The following is a 20,066-nucleotide window of genomic DNA, read 5'->3' as shown; positions in this document are numbered from 1 at the left end:
TGATTCGGGTATGCCAATTCCCCCTCATCGATGAGGGGGAACTGGCATACCGAACAGCGGGATGCACGTGTTGCGAGGTGCGGCTTCTGCCCTGCCGGTCAGCGACCCGTCTGATCGTGCTCGGCGATGTCGCGGTCGAGGTCGTCCTCGATGAGCAGATCGCGGCGCACGTGATCGCTGCGGTACGCCGAGCGGCCGAGCATGTGCGCGGTCATCGGCTGGGTGAGCAGCTGGAACGTCATCACGAGCACCACGGTGGTGAGCACGCCCCATGTCGGCACCTGGACGACGATCGCGGCGAGCACGGTCGCGAGGCCCAGCACCTGCGGCTTCGTCGCGGCGTGCAGCCGGGTCAGCACGTCGGGGAAGCGCACGATGCCGATGCCCGCGGCCATCGAGAGGAACGCGCTCACCAAGATCAGGAGCCCGACAGCGATCTCGGCCGCGCTCACGAGGCATCCTGCTTCGCCATGAACCGTGCGATCGAGATCGAGCCGACGACCGCGAACATCGCGAGCACGAGCATGACCACGAGGGTGTCGGTGTGCTTGTTGATCGCCATCTCGGCGCCGAGCGCGCAGATCGCGATGGCGAGCAGCACGTCGGTCGCGAGCGCCCGGTCGAGGATCGACGGCCCGCGGATGATGCGGTAGACGGCGGCGAGCGCGCCGATGCCGAACATGATGCCCGCCAGCAGGCTGACGATCTGGAGGAAGGTCATGAGTCCGATCCCTTCGACTTCGGGCTGAGCGCACGGCGTTCGCGACGGGCCTCGCGCACCGAGACGGCCTGGGCGTGGGTGCCGATCGCGAGCACGATGCGCTCCTCGGTGCCGAGCACGGCGCTGCGCACTCGATCGATGTCGGCGTGGGTACGGGTGCCGAGGGCGTGCAGGTAGAGCAGCCCGCGCTCGCGGTCGATGTCGACGACGACCGTGCCCGGCACGACCGAGATGGCCTCGGCCGTCAGGGTCGTGACGAGGTCGGAGCGGGTCAGCAGTTGCACGGCGATGATCGAGTTCATCGGCTTCCAGCGCGGGTCGATCGCGAGCACCGCGACCTGCAGCGACGCGACGGTCACGTCGAACATCATGCGGAGGCCGAGCAGGAGGCCCCGCCACGGGTTGAACCGGCCGCTCAGCAGCACGGGCGGCAGGTAGAGCACCCGGGTCACACCGATCGCCAGCAGGATGCCGGTCACGACCGTGAGCACGGTGACCTGGTCCCAGAGGAACACCCACAGGAAGACGAGGGCGACGAGGAGCGGCAGCTGCCGCCAGACCGAGCGCCAGCGCGAGACATCCGCTGCAGCATGCGTCATCGGATGCCTCCCGGGAAGACGAGGGACACGTACGCACCGGCATCGAGGAGGTCTGCGGCGGCGCGACCGGTGAGCTCGAAGAGCGGGCCGGCGAACACCGTGAGGCAGACCGTGAGCATCACGAGCGCGCTCGTCGCGACGACCATGAGCACGGGCGTGGTGCGGGTCGCGGTGACCGTGGCGCCCTCGGGGGCCTCGAGCACGGAGCCGAGCAGCACCGACTCGTAGCCCTCGAGCTCGCGCCGGCCGCGCCAGAACGCCATGTTCCAGAAGCGGGTGAGCGCGTAGAGCGTGATGAGCGAGGTGACGGCGCCCGCGGCGATGACGATCCAGACGAGCCAGGCGTTCGCGGGATCGGCCGCGGCCTCCTCGCCGCCCGCGAGGAAGAGCCCGGTCTTGCCGAGGAAGCCGGAGAACGGCGGGATGCCGCCGAGGTTCAGCGCAGGGATGAAGAACAGCACGCCGAGGAGCGGCGAGGCCTTCAGGAGGCCCGCGAGCCGGTTGATCGACGTCGCGCCGCCGAACCGTTCGATGAGACCGGTCGTGAGGAACAGGGTCGTCTGCACCGTGATGTGGTGCACGACGTAGTAGATGGTCGCCGTGTAACCGAGTTGCGACCCGAGCGCGATGCCGAAGATCATGTAGCCGATGTGGCTCACGAGCGTGAACGAGAGCAATCGCTTGATGTCGGCCTGGGTGAGCGCACCGAGGATGCCGATGAGCATCGTGAGCCCGCCGATCACCATGAGCAGCACCGTGACGTCGCTCTCGGTGAAGATCACCGTCTCGGTGCGGATGATCGCGTAGACGCCGACCTTCGTGAGCAAGCCGGCGAACACGGCGGTGACCGGCGCTGGCGCCGTCGGGTACGAGTCGGGCAGCCAGAACGAGAGCGGGAACACCGCGGCCTTGATGCCGAAGGCGATGAGCAGCAGCAGGTGCAGCATGAGCTGCACGTCGCCCGGCAGCTCGGCGAGGCGCACCGAGAGCTGCCCGATGTTCACGGTGCCGGTCGCCCCGTAGATGAGGGCGATCGCGCTCAGGAAGAAGAGCGAGGAGACGAGGCTCACGATGATGTAGGTGACGCCCGCTCGGATGCGCTCGCCCGTGCCGCCGAGGGTGAGCAGCACGTAGCTCGCCGACAGCAGGATCTCGAAGCCGACGTAGAGGTTGAACAGGTCGCCCGCGATGAACGCGTTGAAGACTCCGGCCGACAGGATCAGGTACGAGGGGTGGAAGATCGACACCGGCGTCTCGCGATGCTGGTCGGCGATGCCCTGCCCGACCGAGTACACGAGCACGACGAGCAGCATGATCGCCGAGATGACGAGCATGATCGCCGAGAGCCGGTCGACGACGAGGGTGATGCCCCACGGGGCATCCCACCCGCCGATGTAGACGATGGCCGGGCCGTTCGCGTCGACCGAGACGAGCAGCACGGCGGCGATCACGGTGACCGCGGCGAGCACGCCGAGGCTCACGGTCATCTGGGCGCGGCGACGGCGGCCGAGGATCAGCGCGGTGGCCGCCCCGAGCAGGGGCAGCAGCACGACGAGGGGCACGAGCACGGCGGTCACCGCTTCGCCTCCTCATCGCGATCGCGGGCGGATGCCTCGAGCTCGAGGTCTTCGTCGGGTTCCTCGTCACTCGCGTCGATGAGGTCTTGGATGGCCTGGTCGTCGGCCGCCGAACTGCGGATGAGGTCGGCCGCCTCTTCGGCGTCTTCGGCGATCTCCGCCGCGTCGTCGACGAGGTCGCCCTCGGCACCGAGCTGCGCGAGCCACCAGGAGCGGTAGATCAGGGCGAGCATGAACGCCGTGATGCCGAGGTTGATGACGATGGCCGTGAGCACGAACGCCTGGGGGAGCGGGTCGGAGATCTCGTCGGGGTCGACGCCCTCGCCGAGGATCGGCGCGAGGCCCGGAGCGCCGCTCATGAGGTAGATGAGGATGTTGACGGCGTTGCCGACGAGCAGGAAGCCGATGAGCACCCGAGTGAGGCTGCGCTCGAGCATGATCGAGACACCGGCGCCGAAGAGCACGGCCATGAGGATGACGAGGGTCAACGAGGCGGTCATGGGCGGGCCTCCTCGGGCTGCGGCAGGCGGGCGCCGTCGCGGTACTCGACGCCGTCGGCGTGCTCGACGCCTTCGTCGTGCTCGGCGGCGCCCTCGCCGTCACCGGTCGTGAAGTCGCCATCGCCGTCGTCGGCGGTCTGCCGCTCCTCCTGGCGGTCGACCTCGCCGCCGAGCGAGCGCAGGATGTCGAGCACGAGGCCGACGACCACGAGGTAGACGCCGATGTCGAAGAGCGTGGAGGTGCCGATCGAGATCGTGCCGAGCAACGGCACCTCGGTCTCGAACCAGGCGGACTCGAACACGGGGCCGCCGAAGAGCAGCGAACCCGCGGCGGTGCCGGCGGCGAGCAGCAGGCCCGTGCCGAGCAGGCGGCCCGCATCGACGGGGGCTGCCTCGCCGAGTTCGTAGCGGCCGCCCGCGAGATAGCGGGCGACGAGGGCGAGGCCGGCGAGCAGGCCGCCGGCGAAGCCGCCGCCGGGCGCGTTGTGCCCCACGAAGAGGAGGAAGACCGAGACGATGATCGCGGGGTGGAACAGCAGGCGCACGAGCACCTCGATGAGGATCGAGCGGTTGCGCGGCGAGATCGTGCGACCGGCCAGGAGCCAGGTCTGCCGGGTCTCGGCGGCCTCGCCCGCGGCATCCGTCTCGCCTGCGGTGTCGGCGAGGCTCGTGCGGGGTGCGCGGATCGACCAGGCGGGCTCGGGAACCGGTGTCAGCCGGTCGCGGCGATTGACGAGCCCCTCGACATGGTCGAGGCGGGGTGCGCCGCCGGTGCGGCCCGAGACGAAGATGAGGCTCGCGACGCCGGTCGCCACCGCGACGAGCACCGAGATCTCGCCGAGGGTGTCCCATGCGCGGATGTCGACGAGCATGACGTTCACGATGTTCTTGCCGTGCGCCTCGAGCGCGAGCGCCGGCAGGCCCTCGGCGATCGTCGGCTCGATGCGGGCGCCGAGGGCGACGAGGCCGAGCACGCCCATGACGATGCCGGCGAGGGCGCCGATGATGCCGCGCGCGAGCTTGTGCACCGGCGGGTTGCGCTGGGCGATCTGCTTCGGCAAGCGCCGCAGCACGAGGACGAACACGACGAGCACGATGGTCTCGACGAGGGCCTGGGTCAGCGCGAGGTCGGGCGCGCCCGACATGCCGAACAGCAGCACGAGGCCGTAACCGGTGACGCTCACGAGCAGCACCGCCGTCATGCGCTGGCGCACCGTCGCCGCGGCGATCGCGGCGACCGCCATGACGAAGGCGAGGAACGGCTGGGCGGGATAGTCCCACAGGCGGATCTCGCTCGGCCACGAGGTGTTCAGGATCGAGAGCGTTCCGAGGCCGCCGATGAAGACCGCGACGATGATCGCGAGATAGCCGGGCAGGCCGCGCGACTGGATCGTCGTGGTGACCGTCGCGGCGAGCCGATCGACGATGGAGACGATGCCGAGGTAGCCGCGGGCGGAGTCGAGCACCGGCGCCACGGATGCCTGCAGGCGGGCGACTCGCTGACGGCCCCAGACCAGCAGCGCGCCGAGGGCGAAGACGACGGCCGAGATCGCGAGGGCCGGCTCGAGGCCGTGCCAGAGGGCGAGGTGGTAGTCGTGGCTGCCGGGCAGCTCGTCGGCGTAGGCCGCGAGCAGCGGCTCGATGAAGGTGATCGCGAAGGCCGCGACGATGCTCGCGCCGGCGAGGAGGCCGGGCGCCACCGCGATCGCGGGGCTCGGGGCGTGCAACGGGCAGTCCGCGACATCCTGCTTCGAGGAGAAGGCGCCCCAGACGAAGCGCACCGAGTAGGCGACGGTGAGCACCGAACCGGCGAAGGCCGCGATGAGGGCGATCCACGCCCAGGCGTCGCCCGCCGCGACCGCGTCGAGGAACGCCGTGAACACGGCCTCCTTCGCGACGAAGCCGAGCAGCGGCGGCACGCCTGCCATCGATGCGGCTGCGACGATGCCGATCGTCGCGATCACGGGCATGCGCCGGCCGACGCCCGAGAGTTTCCGCCAGTCGCGCGTGCCCGCCGCGTGGTCGACGATGCCGACGACCAGGAACAGGGTGGCCTTGAAGAGGGCGTGGGCCAGGAGCAGGGTGACGCCCGCGAGCGCCGCGTCGCGGGTGCCGAAGCCCGTGACCATGACGAGGAAGCCGAGCTGGCTCACGGTGCCGTAGGCGAGGAGCAGCTTCAGGTCGTACTGGCGCAGCGCCCGCCAGCCGCCGACGAGCATCGTGAGCGCACCGAGCCCGACGACGATCGGGTGCCACACCTCGAGGTCGGCGTAGCCGGGGGCGAGGCGGGCGACGAGGTAGACACCCGCCTTCACCATGGCGGCGGCGTGCAGGTAGGCGCTGACGGGGGTCGGCGCGGCCATCGCGGCCGGGAGCCAGAAGTGGAACGGCACGAGTGCGCTCTTGGAGATCGCGCCGAGCAGCACGAGCGCGATGGCCCACTCGCCGGCCGCGCCCGTGACGGGGTTCGCGATGAGCTCGGAGAGCGAGGTCGTGCCGCCGTCGACGGCGAGGATGACGAGGCCGACGAGCATCGCGAGCCCGCCGAACGTCGTGACCGTCAGTGCCTGCAGCGCGGCACCGCGGCTCTCTTTGCGACCGGTGTAGTGGCCGATCAGCAGGTAGGAGAGCACGCTCGTGGCCTCCCAGAACGTGAACAGGATGAACACGTCGTCGGCCGTGACGAGGCCGAACATGACGCCGGCGAAGGCGAGGAGGAGGGCCGCGAATCGGCCGAGCGCGGGCTCGTCGTCGGCGAAGTAGTGCATGCAGTAGAGCAGCACGAGGGCGCCGACGCCCGTGACGATGAGGGCGAGGAGGAGGGCGAGCGCGTCGAGCCGGAAGCTCAGCGCGATGTCGAGGGTGGGGATCCACGGCACGATCTCGACGACGGGGGTGCCGGCGAGGATGCCCGGCATCCAGGTGCGCAGCAGCACGAAGACGGCGGCGGGCAGCAGCGCGATGACGGCGAACACCCGGCGCCCGAGCCACTTCGCGAGCAGCGGCGTGACGAGCGCGGCAACCGCGAAGGCAGCGAGGCTGGCGATCATTCACCCTCCTCGCGCTCGCACCGTCCGCCCAGTTTATCGGCAGGCGGGTTTCACGCCCGAGGCGTGTCGTATGCCGAGAGCGGAATCCAGGGGCCTTGCCTGCGACGGCGCGCTCACCGGTATCAGGCCGTCTGCGCCGCTGGCCGTTCGAGTCCTTTATGCATTTTCGGTAAAGCTCGGTAAAGCTCCAAAGATCCGCGGGCGGCAGACGAGGTCAGCGGCGGATGATGCGCCTCTCGATCGCGGCGGCGACCGCACCCGCCCGGGTGTCGACGCCGAGCTTCGTGTAGATGTGCGAAAGGTGCGACTTCACCGTGGCCTCCGAGACGAAGAGTTCCTTCGCCATCTCCCGGTTGCCGAGGCCGTGCGCGAGGAGTTCGAGCACCGCGACCTCGCGTTCGGTGACGACCGGACCGGGGGACGCGGCTCGGCGCACGAGCGTGGCCGCGACGGAGGGTGCGAGCACCGTCTCGCCCCTGGCGGTCGCACGGATGCCGGCGAACAGCTCGGGCGCCGGGGCATCCTTCAGCAGGTAGCCGCTCGCTCCGGCATCGAGGGCGCGCAGGATGTCGGCCTCGGTGGCGTACGTCGTGAGCACGAGCACGCGTGGCGGTTCGTCGAGCGCCCGCAGTTCGGCGGTGACGGCCGCGCCGCCGGGGCCTTCGCCGAGGTCGAGATCCATCAGCACGACGTCGGGCCGGGTCGCGGCGACGACCGAGCGCGCCGTGGCGAGGTCGTGCGCCTCGCCGACGACCTCGAGGTCGTCGGTTCCGGAGATGAGGGCCGAGAGGCCGGCGCGGACGACGGGGTGGTCATCGACGAGGACGACGCGCACGCTCATTCGCCCTCCAGCGGCAGCTCGACCGACACCGTCGTGCCGTCGCCGGGCCCGCTCTCGACGGAGGCTCGGCCGCCGAGCCCCGCGGCGCGATCGACGATGCCCTGCAGGCCGCGTCCCCGCCCGGGGCGACCCGGCTGTGCGCTCGATGCATCGGGCGCACGGCCGGCGGCCGAGTCGACATCGAACCCGCGGCCGTCGTCGCGCACGTCGAGCCGCACCTCGTCGGGGAGGAACGTCAGGGTCACCGCGACCCGGCGGGCACCGGAGTGCTCGATGGCGTTCGCGAGCGCGCCCCGGGCGGAGCGCAGCAGGGCGCCCGCGACATCCGTGGCGAGGGGTACCGACTCGCCGTGCACGTGCAGGCTCACCTGGGGCCCAGTGCCCGACGCGGTGCCCGCCGTCTCGTCGACGAGGCGTTGCAGCGCCGACGGCAACGCCTCGCCTGACGCGTCGTCCGCGAGCTCGACGGGCGGGAGCCCGTGCACCACGCGGCGCACCTCGGCGAGTCCGTCGCGTGCCGTCGCAGCTGCCACGCCGACGTGGTCGCGGGCGAGGTCGGGGCGCCGCTCCCAGTCCTGCTCGGTCGCGGCGAGCAGGAGCGTGATGCTCGCCAGCCGCTGCCCGACGGAGTCGTGGATCTCCCGCGAGAGCCGCTGACGCTCGGCGAGAGCGCCGGCTCGGTGCTGCGCCTGCAGCAGCTCGTGCTGCGCGTCGGTCAGCTCGTCGAGCAGGGCCTGACGGGCGGCCGACTCGCGCTGCAGCGCCCGGTAGACGAGCACGGTCACGAGTGCGATGCCGACCGGCCCGGCGATGACGGTGGGGTCGACGCCGTCGGCGATGCGCAGCTCGGCCGCGGTGACGACCGCCGTCATGAGCACGACGACGGTCACCGCGCCGCGGAACGGCAGCACCTGCAGCACGGCGAACCCGAGGGGCACGGCGCACCAGGCGAACGAGGGCGCCGCGAGCGTCAGCAGCGCCCAGAGCACGGTGACCGTGACGACCCACGCGGTCGGCCACGACGAGCGCGTCGGCAGGCGCGGCCGCAGCGAGTACGCGATCGTGAGGAGCGCGGCGCCCGTGAGCACGAGCACGCCGTCGGCGCCGAGGCCGTGACGTTCGAGGTACCGCACCGCCGAGGTGACGACGAGCACGATGAACACGAGCGCCAGCCAGCGGTCGAGCCGAGCGACGGGCGCGAGGATGCCGCGGACACCGCTCATCTCGGAGGGGCTGCGGTCGGAGACGGACATGATCGCCCAGCCTAGGCACGGCATGCTGCGCCCGGCATCATCCGATCGGCTATCCGACGGCAGCCGATCGCCCGACGCCGGATGCCACCGCCCCGGCGGAGTCTGGATGAGCACGCCGAAACCGGCACGCAGAGAAGGGGAATCCCATGAAGCGCATCATCGCAACCGCGCTCGCCGCAGCGAGCCTCACGGCTGGAGTCGCGACGGCGACGATCACGAGCGGTGCCGACGAGGCAGCGGCTGCCGAGACATCCGCTGCTCACCTCGGCGGCCAGAGCCAGGGCCGCCCCGACCGGTACGTGCTGCCGGGCGACGCCGCCGGCTCCCGCTTCGAGGGCATCGGCGTCGACGAGCGTCGGGGGCTGTTCTACGTGAGCGAGGTCACCGGCGGGGAGATCCATCGGGGCAGCGCTCGCGATGCGACGGCCGAGGAATGGCTCGCGGGCGACGGCACCGACGGCCGCTTCACGGCACGCGGCGTCACCGTCGACGGGGCGGGCAACGTCTACATCGCCGGCGGCCCGAACGGCATCGGCAACCCGGACCGCCCCGACCTCTGGGTGTACTCGGGCGAGGGCGAGCTGCTCGCCGCGCTGCGCGTGCCGGGCACCCCCGACGCCTTCCTCAACGACGTCGCGATCGGCGCCGACGGTGCCGCCTACTTCACGAACTCGAACGATCCGCAGATCTTCCGCGTCGCGCAGTCGGCCGCCGGCTGGTCGGCAGAGCTGTGGGCGGATGCCTCGGGCACGGTCGACCGCGTCGCGGGCTTCAACCTCGGCGGCATCGTGCTCTCGGCCGACCGCAGCGCGTTCGTCGTCGCGCAGGGCAACACCGGGCAGCTGTGGCGCTTCGCCACGTCGGATGGCGCGGTCTCGGCGATCGACACCCAGGGCGCCGACCTCGTGAACGCCGACGGCCTCGTGCGCCAGGGCAACGAGCTCACCGTCATCCGCAACTTCTCGAAGAAGGTCGCGACGATGCGGGTGTCGGCCGACGGTGACTCGGTGTTCGGCGTCAGCCAGCAGGCGAGCGACCCCGACCGCGTCTACACGACGGCGAAGATGCTGCGGGGTCGCCTGCTCGCGGTCGACAGCAAGTTCGACGAGCAGCCGGCGCCGTCGGGCCCGTACGACGTCGTCGGGTCGCCGTGGAGCTGATCCGGGTTCGCCGCAGCGGTGCCGTCGCGATCGTCGCGACGGCGCTGCTGCTCACCGGGTGCGCGGCGGCGCTTGAGCCGTCCGCGCCGCGCACCGCTCCGCCCTCGAGAACGCCGACACGAGAGGATGTCCAGATGACCGAGACGGCACCCCAGCTGCCCGACCCCGACGGCACGCTGCTCGCCGCGGCGTCCGTCGGCGACACGGCGACGGTCGACCTCGCCCTCCGCGCGGGCGCCGACCTCGAGGCGCGCGATGATCGTCAGCGCACGGCGCTGCTGCTCGCCGCCACCGGCGACCACGTCGAGGCCGCGAAGCTGCTCGTCGCCGCGGGCGCCGACCCCGACGCGCTCGACGACCGGCACGACACCCCGTGGCTCGTGACCGGCGTGACGGGAAGCGTCGCGATGGCCGAGGTGCTGATGCCCGCCGACCCCGACTTCACGATCGTGAACCGCTACGGCGGCATCTCGGTCATCCCGGCGGGCGAGCGCGCCCACGTCGAGTACCTGCAGCGCGTGCTGCAGACCGGCATCGACGTGAACCATGTCAACGACCTCGGGTGGACCTCATTGCTCGAGGCCGTGATCCTCGGCGACGGCGGCCCGCGGCATCAGGAGACGGTGCGCGTGCTGCTCGAGGGCGGCGCCGACCGTTCGATCGCCGACCGTGACGGCGTCACCCCGCTCCAGCACGCTCGTGCGAAGGGCTACGACGAGATCGTCGCGCTGCTCGACTGAACGTGCAGAACGGCGGATGCCCCGAGTGCGGGGCATCCGCCGTTCTTCGAGGAATCGGCTCGGCGAACCGCTAGGCCGCCGCGCCGCCCAGGTAGGCGTTGCGCACCTCGGGCAGCTCGACGAGCTCGGCGGGCGTGCCCTCGAGCACGACCCGGCCGCGCTGCATGACGACCGCGCGGTCGGCGATGCCGAACGAGGCGCGCACGTTCTGCTCGACGAGCAGCACCGCCATGCCGCGCCCGCGCAGCTCGGTGAGCACCTTCATGATCTCGGCGACGACCTTCGGCGCGAGCCCGATCGACGGCTCGTCGAGCATGATCGCCTTCGGCGAGGCCATGAGTCCCCGGCCGATCGCGACCATCTGCTGCTCGCCGCCCGAGAGCGTTCCGGCCGCTTGGCCGAGGCGCGGCTGCAGGCGCGGGAACAGCTCGAGCACGGCGGCGAGGTCGCCCTTGCCGCCGCGGCTCCAGGCGCCGAGCATGAGGTTGTCGCGCACCGACAGCGTCGGGAAGCACAACCGGTTCTCGGGCACGTGGGTGAGCCCGAGCGACGCCATCTTCTCGGTCGGCTTGCCCGTGATGTCGACGCCGTCGATCGTGACGGTGCCGGCGGTGGGGCGGATCAGGCCGTTGAGCGCTCGAAGCAGCGTGGTCTTGCCCGCTCCGTTCGATCCGACGACGGTCACGATCTCGCCGGGTGCGACCGAGAGGCTCACCTCGTGCAGGATGGCGAGCTTGCCGTAGCCCGCATCGAGGCGGTCGACTGCGAGGGTCATGCCTGGTCCTCCAGTTCCTTCAGCTCGGCCTCTGCCTCTTCGGCATCGGTGCCGAGGTAGGCGACGATGACCGCCGGATCGTTGCGCACGGACTCTGGGTCGCCGTGGGCGATGAGCACGCCGTCGTCGAGCACCGCGACCGTGTCGGCGAGCGCCATCACCTGGGCGACGTCGTGCTCGACGAGCACGATCGTGAGCCCGGCGTCGCGGAGCGCCCGGAGCAGCTGCGCGAGCAGCTCGCGCTCGCTGCCCGAGAGCCCTGCCATGGGCTCGTCGAGCAGCAGTAGCGCAGGCTCGGCGGCGAGCGCCCGGCACACCTCCATCATGCGCTGGCGGCCGAACGGCAGGTCGCCCGCGGCGAGGCCTGCGACGTCGCCGAGGCGCATCGACTCGAGGATGTCGTGCGCGATCTCCTCGTGGGCGTACTGCTCGCGGCCCTGGAGCCCGAACATGCCGCGGAGGATGCCGGCGCGGCCCTTGCGGTAGCGGCCCATGTAGACGTTGCCGACGACGTCGGTCGACGAGAACACCTGCAGGTTCTGGAACGTGCGGGTGAGTCCGGCCTCGGCGCCGACGTGAGGCTTGCGCCCCTGGATCTCCTCGCCGAGAAAACGCACCGTGCCCGAGGTCGGGGCGATCGCGCCCGTGATCATGTTGAAGCACGTCGTCTTGCCCGCGCCATTGGGTCCGATGAGGCCCATGATCTGCCCGGCGGGAACCGTGAGGGTCACGTCGTCGACGGCGACCACGCCGCCGTAGCGCTTCGTGAGCCCCGACACCTCGAGGATCGGCTGGCCGGCCTCGATCGGCGTCGAGACGGTCGGAATGCGGGCATCGGATGCCGCGGCATCCGTCGCCTCGTCGAGCCCAGCGCCCACCGAAGTCTCGCCCGGAAGCCCGCCGAAGGCGCGCGTGGGCACCTCGCCCGAGCCGCCGTCGACGGATGCCGCGGAGGAGGGCTTTGCCGAGGCGTCCGCTCGCCGCCACGTGATCGCCGCCCAGGCCGACTTCACGACCTGGTAGAGACCGCCCGGCAGCAGGATGATCACGAGGATCAGTACCAGGCCGTAGCCGATGAGCTGCACCTCGCCCGTCGCACCGGGGATGATCGCGGGGATGAGGTCGCGGAGGCCCTCGGAGAGGAGCTCGACGATGAACGCGCCGGCGACCGCGCCCCAGACCGAGCCGAGACCGCCGAGGACGACCATCAGCAGCAGTTCGACCGAGACGTGGAACTCGGCGACCTGCGGCGAGACGATCTGCACCTGGTAGGCGTAGAAGACGCCGCCGAGGCCCGCGAAGCCCGCCGAGAGCGTGAAGACCTTCACGCGCAGTGCGTAGGTGTTCACGCCGAGCGACTCGGCGGCGAGCTCGGAGTCGTTGACCGCCGAGAGCGCCCGGCCCGCCCGGGAGCGGGTGAGGTTCAGCGCGAGCACGAGTCCGATGAGCACGAACGGCGCGACGAACCAGAAGAACAGGCCATTGTTGTCGATCGGGATGCCGAAGACCTCGGGGCGCCCGTAGCCGTAGATGCCCGTCGTGCGGCCCGTGAACTCCCACTCGCGCACGGCGATCATGACGATGAAGCCGAGGCCGAGCGTCGCGAGCGCGAGGTAGTGGCCGCGAAGGCGCAGCATCGGCAGGCCGATGAGGAGCGCCGCGAGCATGGCCGCGACGACTCCGCCGACCGCGGCGACCGGGCCGGGCATCTCGAACTTCTGCAGCAGGATCGCGTGCGTGTACGCGCCGATCGCGAAGAACGCGGCCTGGCCGAGGCTCACCTGGCCGGCGAGGCCCATGAGCAGCGACAGGCCGATCGCCGGCAGCGCGAAGATCATCGAGAAGACGGCGATGTTCATCATCGACGAGCTCGCCGTGAACGGGATGATCGCGATGATCACCGCGAACGCCGCGACGCCGAGGATCGTGCCGCGGTTGTTGGGCCAGAACCCGGTCTTCGACCGCATGGCGGCCTTGTTCAGGTAGGACATCTCAGACCCTCACGGCGTTCGGGCGCAGCACGAGGCCGGCCGGTCGGATGATCAGCACGATGATGAGGATGAAGAACGCGACCGCGTCCTTCCACCCGGATGCCACGTAGCCGGCGACGTACGACTCGATGATGCCGAGCAGCAGCGCGCCGACGATCGCCGCCCGGAACGAGACGAGCCCGCCGAGCACCGCCGCCACGAACCCCTTGAGGCCGAGGAGCAGCCCGCCCGACCAGATCGAGAGGTAGATCGGCGAGGAGACCACGCCGGCCGTCGCGCCCACGAATCCCGCGATCGCGAAGGCGATGACGGATGCCGCCGCCGGCGAGATGCCGACGATGCGGGCCGCGACCGGCTGCTCGGCGCTCGCGCGCAGCGCCTTGCCCCACCGGGTCTTCTCGTAGAAGAGCAGCACGCCGCCGCCGACGACCACGAGGGCGCCGAGCATCCAGAGTTCCTGCGAGCGGATGCTGACGCCGCCGAGGGTGAGGTCGCTGCCGGGGAAGGCCGGCAGGCGCTTCGCCTCCGCTCCCCAGATGAGGAGCATGATCGCCTGTAGCAGCGTCGAGACGCCGAGGGTCAGGATGATCGAGACGAGTGTCGTCAGGTTCTTCACGCGGGCGATGACGAGCCGCTCGATGAGCACCGAGGCGAGCGTCACCGAGATGAGCGCGATGAGGATGGCGACGGGCAGGGGCAGGCCGGCCGTGACGAGCGAGATGCTGCCGAGGCCGGCCAGCGTCGCGTAGTCGCCCTGGGCGATGTTCACGACGTGCCGCACCGTGTAGGTGGCGATGAGGCCGACGGCGAGCAGGGCGTACACGGACCCTTGTGAGAGCCCTGCCACCGTCAGCTGGAGGAAGTCGATCAACGGATGCCGCTCACTCTTCGTAGAGGGTCCAGCGGCCGCCCTCGGCGAGCGCCATGATGAGCGCGTCCGCGGTGAGGCCGGAGTGGTTCTCGGGGGTCATCGTGAAGATGCCCGAGATGCCGACGAGGTCGGTCGTCGACTCGATCGCGTCGCGGAGCGCCTCGGGGTCGGTGCCGGCGGCCTCGATGGCCTTCGTGCCGACGAGCCAGGCGTCGTACGCGTGACCGGCGAAGCTCGAGGGGGAGCTGCCGAACTCCTCGGAGTAGTCGGCGATGAACTGGTCGATGACCGGCTTCTGCGGGTCGTCGTCGCTGAGCTCGTCGGCGACGAGCAGGCGGCCCATCGGGGCGATGACGCCGTCGGCGGCGGGGCCGGCGGCCTCGAAGAAGGCGTCGTTGGCGACGCCGTGCGACTGGTAGACCGGCTTGTTCACGCCGAGCTGCACGTACGCGGCCTGCGCGAGGCCGGCCGACGGGGTGATGCCCCAGATGATGACGGCGTCGGCGTCGGCCGCGCGGATGTTCGTCATCTGCGCGGTGAAGTCGGTCGCGCTCGGCTCGAACGACTCGGTCGCGGTGAGCGTGATGCCGCGCTCTTCGCCGAGCTCGGTGATGATGTCGGCGATGCCCTCGCCGAAGCCGGTGGCGTCGCGCACGAGGGCGATCTTCGTGTAGCCCTTCGACTCGGCGTCGTCGAGGATGCGCTCGAGCACGACGAGGTCGTTCTGCGCGGTCTTGAAGACCCACCCGGAGCCGTCGACGATCGCGGCGTTCGCGGCGACCGAGATGGTCGGCACCTGGGCCGCCTCGACGAGCGGGCGCATGGCGAGCGAGGGGCCCGTGCGCGAGGAGCCGATGATGAGGTCGACGTCGTCGTTCTCGATGAGCTGGGTGGTGGCCTTGGCGGCACCGTCTTCAGTCGACTGGTTGTCCTTGATGATGAGCTCGACCTCGCGGCCGTCGATGCCGCCGTCGGCGTTCAGCTGCTCGGCGAGCATGTTGAGCGTGTTCTGCTCGGGAACGCCGAGGTTCGCGCCGACACCCGTGATGTCGAGCACGGCGCCGATCTTGATGGGACCGTCTTCGGCGGTCTCACCGCCACCCGAGTCGCCGCCGAAGTTCGAGGCGCCGCAACCGGTCAGGGCGAGTGCGATGGATGCCGCGACCGCGGCGGGGACGAGCAGACGGCGTTGCGCACGGTGCATGGGATGAACTCTCCTTTGAGCCCTCACGGGTTCTCGACATTGAGTAGGGGGATTCATGACCGACCATTCGGTCACTATTTCAACTCCCTCGAAGATACGTTGCGTGGCCAGCCATCCGCAAGGTGTCGTTCTGCATCGGAGGCGTGGATGTTGCGCGCAGAACGACATCCCCGGCGAGCCGAGCCGCCGAGGAGCTGCGCATTCGGGCAGGTTCCGGGCGAGGCAGGATGGAAGCATGCCGATCCTCATCACCGCCGAAGAGCTCGCCGACCGTCTCGCTGCCGGGGAGCGCACCGTCGTGCTCGACGTGCGCTGGTCGCTCGCCGAGCCCGACGGCACCGACGCCTACCAGGCCGGGCACATCCCGGGCGCCGTGTACGTCGACCTCGACCACGAGCTCGCCGACCACGAGGTGACCGGGCAGGGCCGGCATCCGCTGCCGAGCGAGGCCTCCTTCACCCGGGCCATGCGCCGCTGGGGCCTGCGCGACGGCGACACCGTCGTCGTGATGGACGACCTCGGCAACCAGTCGTCCGCGCGGGCATGGTGGCTGCTCCGGCACGCGGGCGCCGCCGACGTACGCATGCTCGACGGCGGCCTCGCGGCCTGGCAGGCCGCGGGGCATCCGCTCGACACCGGCGATGTCGTGCCCGACGCCGGTGACGTCACCGCGCACTTCGGCGCGATGCCGGTGATCGACATCGACGGGGCGGCCGCCTTCCCGGCCGACGGCGTGCTGCTCGACGCGCGCGCTGCACCGCGCTACCGCGGAGAGGTCGAGCCGATCGATCCCCGTGCCGGGCACATCCCCGGCGCCCGCTCCGCGCCCAGCGGCGAGAACCTCGGCGACGACGGCCGGTTCCGATCGCCCGAGGCGCTCCGCGAGCATTTCGCGGGCGTCGGCGTCACCGGGGGCGTCCCCGTCGCCGCGTACTGCGGTTCGGGGGTCACGGCGGCGCACGAGGTCGCCGCGCTCGCGATCGCGGGCATCGAGGCGGCGCTCTATCCCGGCTCGTGGAGCCAGTGGTCCAATGATGAGGGCCGCCCGGTCGCCACGGGTGCCACGGAACCCTCGGGAGCCTCGCCGGTCGGGTAGTCGGTCACTCGCGTGGCACGGGCACGCCCGCGGCCCGGAGCCTCGCCTCCGTCAGGGCGGTCAACCTGGTCGAGACCGGGGCCTGAGCCTCGCCGTGGGTGTTGATCAGCGCGTACTTGGCCGATGCCTCGATCCAGGCGTGCATGACCTCGGGATCCCCCATCAAGGAGGGGTTCTCGAGGTAGTGGTCGGCGGTGGCGATCGCGAGCTCCTCGATGCGAGGATCGTGCTCGTCCCACCCCTCGGCCTCCCACCCGCGCTTCGTCAACTCGACGTATCCGGCGTCGCCCAGCCGGAGCTCGAGCTGGCCCAGGAACCCGTCGAAGCCGCCCGGTATCAGCGCGAGGGCCAGCACGAGCCCCTCGCGCTGACCGGCCACGTAGGCGGCGTCGAACCCGAGGTCGCGCATCCGGTCGAGCACGGCGCACGCGCGGTCCGGCAACAACGCCCGGTCGCCGTCGGCGAGCCGGTGCAGTGTGTCGCGGCGAGCGACGAGGTCGGCGATGCGATCGTTCAGCCGTCGCTCGACATCGACGATGGCGGCCGTGAACTCGTCGGCGTCGGCGTCGAGCAGCTCACCCACCTCGGCGAGCGGCACACCGGCGGTCGCCAGGGTTCGAACCTGCACCAGCCGCAGCAGCGCGTCCGACCCGTAACGTCGGTACCCGGAGCTGTCGCGCCGGGGTTCGTCGACCAGACCCAGCCGATGGTAGTGCCGCACGGTCTTCACCGTGACCCCGGCGTAGGCCGCCGCCTGCCCGATCGTGAGTCCGCCCGTCATTGCCTCAACGTACCCGGCGATCGAGGGCGGCGACCTCTCGCACCACCGCCGCGACGGCGGGGGAGTCCTTTCGGAGGATGCTCCCGTGGTTGCTCGAGACCTTCGCGCCCACCTTCAGGTTCGGGTTGCGCGCCAGCACCGGATCGATCGCCTTGCGCATCTGCTCCTGCAGGTCGTCGCGGCTGCCCACGGCCTCGCCCGAGGCGACGACGTAGCGCACGGGCACGGTCAGGCCGTCGAGGATCGGTTCGAGCGCGGCGTGCAGGAGATGCGACTCGATGGCGAGCTCCGCGTGCGTCTCCGCGGAGAACCGCGCCGCCAGGCCCATCGGGCGAACCAGCGGCATCATCGGCTTCATCCGGCGGAACACCTTTCGGATCTCATCGTGGCCGGCCTCGTCGGTCCAGCCGACGGGGTAGGGGCCGTCGACGCCCACCACGCCGAGCGTGCGGGTCGGATTCCGGTCGGCCCAGTGCACCCCGAGCAGGGCGCCGTAGGACCATCCCACGAGGAGCGCCCGGTCGACGCCCCTCGCCGCGAGCACCGCGTCGATGTCGCGCATGCACGCCTCGAACGAATAGTCGGACGCGAGCTTCGACCTCCCGCGGGCCCGCTCGTCGAAACTGAGGTGACGATAGCCGGGCCCGAGGTCGGCGATGACGCGTCGCCAGTGCCGCTTCGAGGCGTACGCGCCGTTCAGGTAGAGCACGGGGATGCGCGGGCCACCGGTGTCGGTGACCGCCAGAGCCGTGTCGTCGACCGGCACCATGCCGGTCCAGGTCGTGTCGGATTCGGTTGTCGTTCTTGCCTTCGTCGTGTTCATGTCGCCAGCCTGTGCCCTGACCCAAGGTCAAGGTCAAGTGGCGATTTCGGCAGGTTCGAACCCGATCCGTCGACTACGCCGGCCGCTGCCCGATCGCGATGAGCGTCGTCACGTCGACCGACGCGACGCCATGCGATTCCACTGCTGCGAGGAAGCGCTTCCGCACCTTCGCCACCGCCGGCGCGCCGAGGCCGCCGAGCAGGAAGCGCAGCGCGGTGCCCTCGACGAGGGTCCACGACAGCTCGGGCGTCAGCTCGAGATGCCGCTGCACCGCGTGCGCCCGCACACCCGTGAGGCCGAGCCCGGTGAGCCATTGCGCGAGGCTTCCGGCCGTGTCGATCGACTCGAGCCCCGCCGGTCTCGGCACGGCGGCATCGAGCGACGCCCCGCCGTCGGGCAGCGCCTCGGCGAGCAGCTCGGGCAGCGGATCGAACGCACCGCGCGCCCACACGGTGATCGCGACCCGGCCGCCTGGACGCGCGCGCTCGATCAGGTGGCGCGTGCCGGCGTCGAGGTCGGGGAAGTGGAACACGCCGAGCACGCACTGCACGAGGTCGTACCCGGCGGGCTCCCACGTCGTGACGTCGGCGACGTGGAGCCGGAGCTGCGGCATCCGCTCGCCCGCGCGCTCGCGCGCCGCCTCGACGAGCGGTTCGGCGAAGTCGACCGCGTCGACCACGCCGGCGGGGCCGACGAGCTCGGCGGTGGGCAGGGCGGATGCCCCGTCGCCGCAGCACGCGTCGAGCACGAGTTCGTCGAAGCGCGGGTGCGCCCTCGCCACGGCCGCGGTCGAGATCGGATTCCACAGCGCGTCGTCGAGCTCGATGGATGCCGCGGCCGCAGCCGCGAATCCTCCAGCGAGATCAGGTTCCCCCAACGTGTCCCCCATCCGCCCATTGTGTCCCTGATCGGCATCATTCGGTCGGATTGCGGCGGCCCGCCCGCGGATGCGGCACCGCGCCGGGCGTGCAGATCGTGCGGATTCCGTGACCATGGACTCAGGCAATCGAAAGCCGAACGGTGCAGACTGGAGGGATTCCACCCCTGATCGAAACGAGTCGTCCCGTCATGAACCGTGCCATGCGCCGTGCCGCGCCCCTCGCGCTCGCCTCCGCGACCGCCCTGCTCCTCGCCGGTTGCGCAACCGGTTCGGAGCCCGAAGCGACGAAGACCCCCGACGCCGCGGCGTGCATGGATGTGCCGTCAGGCGACCTCAGCGACGGCGTGAAGGTCGAGGGCGAGTTCGGCGGAACGCCGACCGCCACCTTCACCACCCCGCTCGAGGCCGACGAGCTCGAGCGCACGATCGCCATCGAGGGCGACGGCGACGAGACCGCGGCGGGCGACCCGATGAACATCGTCGTCACCGCGTTCTCGGGCACGAGCGGCGAGACCCTCTTCTCGCAGCCGACCACGATCACCGTCGGCGACGAGCAGGTCTTCGAGTCCTTCCTCGCCGGCATCGACTGCGTGCCCGTGGGCTCGCGCTCGGTGGTCGTCGCCCCGGCGTCGACGCTCTACGGCGACACCGGAAACGAGACCATCGGCGTCGCCGCCGGCGAGACGGTCGTCATCGTCGTCGACGTCGTCGAGGTGCAGGAGCCGCTGAAGCCCGCCGAGTGGACCGAGAACGTGCCCGAGGTGAAGTTCGGCGCCGAGGGCGAGGCCCCGACCGTGACGCTGCCCGACACCGAGCCGTCGACCGAGCTGCAGATGAAGGTGCTCGAAGAGGGCGACGGCGACGTGGTGCAGGCCAGCGACAGCGTCACGGTGCAGTACCAGGGCATCAGCTGGACCACCGGCGAGATCTTCGACCAGAGCTACACGCGCGGCTCGGCGTCGACGTTCACGACCGACGGCGTGATCCAGGGCTTCGGCGCTGCGCTCGTCGGCCAGAAGGTCGGCACCAAGCTCATCGTGACGATCCCGCCGGAGTACGCGTACGGCACGGATGCCGCGGCGCACGAGCTCGGCGGGCAGACGCTCGTCTTCCTCGTGGAGATCGAGGGCACCGAAGCCGCGAAGTAGGTTTCGCGCACGAAGGGCCGGACGGGGCGACCGTCCGGCCCTTCGTCGTTCCCGTG

At 71.0% G+C, this 20,066-nt stretch carries 19 protein-coding genes; 4 read left to right on the top strand and 15 right to left on the bottom strand.

The features are described 5' to 3' along the window. Positions 1-98: 98 nt before the first annotated feature. The 8 genes from mnhG to ASD23_RS13955 form a co-directional block, all read right to left on the bottom strand. A complete protein-coding gene (mnhG, locus tag ASD23_RS13990; protein WP_082571564.1) occupies positions 99-452 on the bottom strand; it encodes a monovalent cation/H(+) antiporter subunit G in 354 nt (117 codons plus the stop codon). Then, the gene (locus tag ASD23_RS13985; RefSeq protein WP_056013261.1) at positions 449-721 is read right to left on the bottom strand and encodes a monovalent cation/H+ antiporter complex subunit F; all 273 of its coding nucleotides are present in this window, start codon (positions 719-721) and stop codon (positions 449-451) included. Before ASD23_RS13985 ends, mnhG begins: the two co-directional genes overlap by 4 nt. Next, positions 718-1,320: a Na+/H+ antiporter subunit E gene (locus tag ASD23_RS13980; RefSeq protein ID WP_235507741.1), complete on the bottom strand. Its 603-nt coding sequence runs from the start codon at positions 1,318-1,320 to the stop codon at positions 718-720. The genes ASD23_RS13985 and ASD23_RS13980 overlap by 4 nt, the downstream gene beginning before the upstream one ends. Then, positions 1,317-2,897 carry a Na+/H+ antiporter subunit D gene (locus ASD23_RS13975; protein ID WP_200941721.1) on the bottom strand — a complete coding sequence of 527 codons (1,581 nt, stop codon included), beginning with the start codon at positions 2,895-2,897 and terminating at the stop codon, positions 1,317-1,319. The genes ASD23_RS13980 and ASD23_RS13975 overlap by 4 nt, the downstream gene beginning before the upstream one ends. After that, entirely contained in the window at positions 2,894-3,397 is a 504-nt protein-coding gene (locus tag ASD23_RS13970; protein ID WP_056011754.1) for a Na(+)/H(+) antiporter subunit C, read from the bottom strand. Before ASD23_RS13970 ends, ASD23_RS13975 begins: the two co-directional genes overlap by 4 nt. After that, positions 3,394-6,447 (bottom strand): Na+/H+ antiporter subunit A, encoded by a 3,054-nt coding sequence (locus tag ASD23_RS13965; RefSeq protein WP_082571459.1) that lies wholly within the window; start codon positions 6,445-6,447, stop codon positions 3,394-3,396. The genes ASD23_RS13970 and ASD23_RS13965 overlap by 4 nt, the downstream gene beginning before the upstream one ends. Before the next feature lie 214 nt (positions 6,448-6,661). Further along, entirely contained in the window at positions 6,662-7,288 is a 627-nt protein-coding gene (locus ASD23_RS13960; protein ID WP_056011751.1) for a response regulator, read from the bottom strand. Then, on the bottom strand, positions 7,285-8,541 hold the full coding sequence (locus ASD23_RS13955; protein ID WP_235507740.1) for a sensor histidine kinase: 1,257 nt from the start codon (positions 8,539-8,541) through the stop codon (positions 7,285-7,287). The genes ASD23_RS13960 and ASD23_RS13955 overlap by 4 nt, the downstream gene beginning before the upstream one ends. A 146-nt stretch (positions 8,542-8,687) precedes the next feature. Here ASD23_RS13955 and ASD23_RS13950 point away from each other — a divergent pair, with 146 nt between their 5' ends. After that, complete coding sequence (locus ASD23_RS13950; protein ID WP_056011748.1) at positions 8,688-9,701, top strand: SMP-30/gluconolactonase/LRE family protein; 1,014 nt, start codon at positions 8,688-8,690, stop codon at positions 9,699-9,701. 134 nt (positions 9,702-9,835) lie between these two features. After that, positions 9,836-10,441: an ankyrin repeat domain-containing protein gene (locus ASD23_RS13945; RefSeq protein ID WP_157377101.1), complete on the top strand. Its 606-nt coding sequence runs from the start codon at positions 9,836-9,838 to the stop codon at positions 10,439-10,441. 70 nt (positions 10,442-10,511) lie between these two features. On the opposite strand, the gene ASD23_RS13940 is transcribed toward ASD23_RS13945, so the two are convergent. From ASD23_RS13940 to ASD23_RS13925, 4 genes are read right to left on the bottom strand one after another with little or no spacing between them, the layout of a single operon-like run. Further along, the gene (locus tag ASD23_RS13940) at positions 10,512-11,216 is read right to left on the bottom strand and encodes an ABC transporter ATP-binding protein (protein ID WP_056011741.1); all 705 of its coding nucleotides are present in this window, start codon (positions 11,214-11,216) and stop codon (positions 10,512-10,514) included. Beyond that, the gene (locus tag ASD23_RS13935; protein ID WP_056011738.1) at positions 11,213-13,207 is read right to left on the bottom strand and encodes a branched-chain amino acid ABC transporter ATP-binding protein/permease; all 1,995 of its coding nucleotides are present in this window, start codon (positions 13,205-13,207) and stop codon (positions 11,213-11,215) included. The genes ASD23_RS13940 and ASD23_RS13935 overlap by 4 nt, the downstream gene beginning before the upstream one ends. 1 nt (position 13,208) lies before the next feature. Continuing rightward, on the bottom strand, positions 13,209-14,078 hold the full coding sequence (locus tag ASD23_RS13930; protein ID WP_056011735.1) for a branched-chain amino acid ABC transporter permease: 870 nt from the start codon (positions 14,076-14,078) through the stop codon (positions 13,209-13,211). A gap of 10 nt (positions 14,079-14,088) precedes the next feature. Further along, complete coding sequence (locus ASD23_RS13925) at positions 14,089-15,282, bottom strand: ABC transporter substrate-binding protein (RefSeq protein ID WP_056011733.1); 1,194 nt, start codon at positions 15,280-15,282, stop codon at positions 14,089-14,091. Positions 15,283-15,517: 235 nt separating this feature from the next. On the opposite strand from ASD23_RS13925, the gene ASD23_RS13920 reads away from it, so the two are divergent. Then, on the top strand, positions 15,518-16,378 hold the full coding sequence (locus tag ASD23_RS13920) for a sulfurtransferase (protein WP_056011731.1): 861 nt from the start codon (positions 15,518-15,520) through the stop codon (positions 16,376-16,378). 4 nt (positions 16,379-16,382) lie between these two features. Here the strand turns inward: ASD23_RS13920 and ASD23_RS13915 are convergent, their stop codons facing one another. The 3 genes from ASD23_RS13915 to ASD23_RS13905 form a co-directional block, all read right to left on the bottom strand. After that, on the bottom strand, positions 16,383-17,159 hold the full coding sequence (locus tag ASD23_RS13915; protein WP_056011728.1) for a MerR family transcriptional regulator: 777 nt from the start codon (positions 17,157-17,159) through the stop codon (positions 16,383-16,385). Between the two features lie 4 nt (positions 17,160-17,163). Continuing rightward, positions 17,164-17,982, bottom strand: a complete 819-nt coding sequence (locus ASD23_RS13910; protein WP_056011725.1) for an alpha/beta fold hydrolase — start codon at positions 17,980-17,982, stop codon at positions 17,164-17,166. Positions 17,983-18,055: 73 nt separating this feature from the next. Further along, positions 18,056-18,871: a class I SAM-dependent methyltransferase gene (locus ASD23_RS13905; RefSeq protein ID WP_056011723.1), complete on the bottom strand. Its 816-nt coding sequence runs from the start codon at positions 18,869-18,871 to the stop codon at positions 18,056-18,058. A gap of 179 nt (positions 18,872-19,050) precedes the next feature. Between ASD23_RS13905 and ASD23_RS13900 the strand changes: the two genes are divergently transcribed. Beyond that, entirely contained in the window at positions 19,051-20,010 is a 960-nt protein-coding gene (locus ASD23_RS13900) for an FKBP-type peptidyl-prolyl cis-trans isomerase (protein ID WP_082571455.1), read from the top strand. The last annotated feature ends 56 nt before the right edge of the window (positions 20,011-20,066 follow it).

This window comes from Agromyces sp. Root1464 (genome assembly GCF_001427265.1).
In the GTDB taxonomy this organism is placed as follows: Bacteria; Actinomycetota; Actinomycetes; order Actinomycetales; family Microbacteriaceae; genus Agromyces; species Agromyces fucosus.
The sequence above is the reverse complement of the archived record's forward strand: the minus strand, read 5'-3'. Positions and strand labels throughout refer to the sequence as shown.

Coding starts and splice junctions, on each gene's coding strand:
- ASD23_RS13960 (WP_056011751.1), bottom strand. CDS start 7,288: ATGAGCGTGCGCGTCGTCCTCGTCGATGACCACCCCGTCGTCCGCGCC.
- ASD23_RS13940 (WP_056011741.1), bottom strand. CDS start 11,216: ATGACCCTCGCAGTCGACCGCCTCGATGCGGGCTACGGCAAGCTCGCC.
- ASD23_RS13980 (WP_235507741.1), bottom strand. CDS start 1,320: ATGACGCATGCTGCAGCGGATGTCTCGCGCTGGCGCTCGGTCTGGCGG.
- ASD23_RS13915 (WP_056011728.1), bottom strand. CDS start 17,159: ATGACGGGCGGACTCACGATCGGGCAGGCGGCGGCCTACGCCGGGGTC.
- ASD23_RS13900 (WP_082571455.1), top strand. CDS start 19,051: ATGAACCGTGCCATGCGCCGTGCCGCGCCCCTCGCGCTCGCCTCCGCG.
- ASD23_RS13950 (WP_056011748.1), top strand. CDS start 8,688: ATGAAGCGCATCATCGCAACCGCGCTCGCCGCAGCGAGCCTCACGGCT.
- ASD23_RS13970 (WP_056011754.1), bottom strand. CDS start 3,397: ATGACCGCCTCGTTGACCCTCGTCATCCTCATGGCCGTGCTCTTCGGC.
- ASD23_RS13925 (WP_056011733.1), bottom strand. CDS start 15,282: ATGCACCGTGCGCAACGCCGTCTGCTCGTCCCCGCCGCGGTCGCGGCA.
- ASD23_RS13920 (WP_056011731.1), top strand. CDS start 15,518: ATGCCGATCCTCATCACCGCCGAAGAGCTCGCCGACCGTCTCGCTGCC.
- ASD23_RS13905 (WP_056011723.1), bottom strand. CDS start 18,871: ATGGGGGACACGTTGGGGGAACCTGATCTCGCTGGAGGATTCGCGGCT.
- ASD23_RS13935 (WP_056011738.1), bottom strand. CDS start 13,207: ATGTCCTACCTGAACAAGGCCGCCATGCGGTCGAAGACCGGGTTCTGG.
- ASD23_RS13985 (WP_056013261.1), bottom strand. CDS start 721: ATGACCTTCCTCCAGATCGTCAGCCTGCTGGCGGGCATCATGTTCGGC.
- ASD23_RS13955 (WP_235507740.1), bottom strand. CDS start 8,541: ATGTCCGTCTCCGACCGCAGCCCCTCCGAGATGAGCGGTGTCCGCGGC.
- ASD23_RS13910 (WP_056011725.1), bottom strand. CDS start 17,982: ATGAACACGACGAAGGCAAGAACGACAACCGAATCCGACACGACCTGG.
- ASD23_RS13945 (WP_157377101.1), top strand. CDS start 9,836: ATGACCGAGACGGCACCCCAGCTGCCCGACCCCGACGGCACGCTGCTC.
- ASD23_RS13965 (WP_082571459.1), bottom strand. CDS start 6,447: ATGATCGCCAGCCTCGCTGCCTTCGCGGTTGCCGCGCTCGTCACGCCG.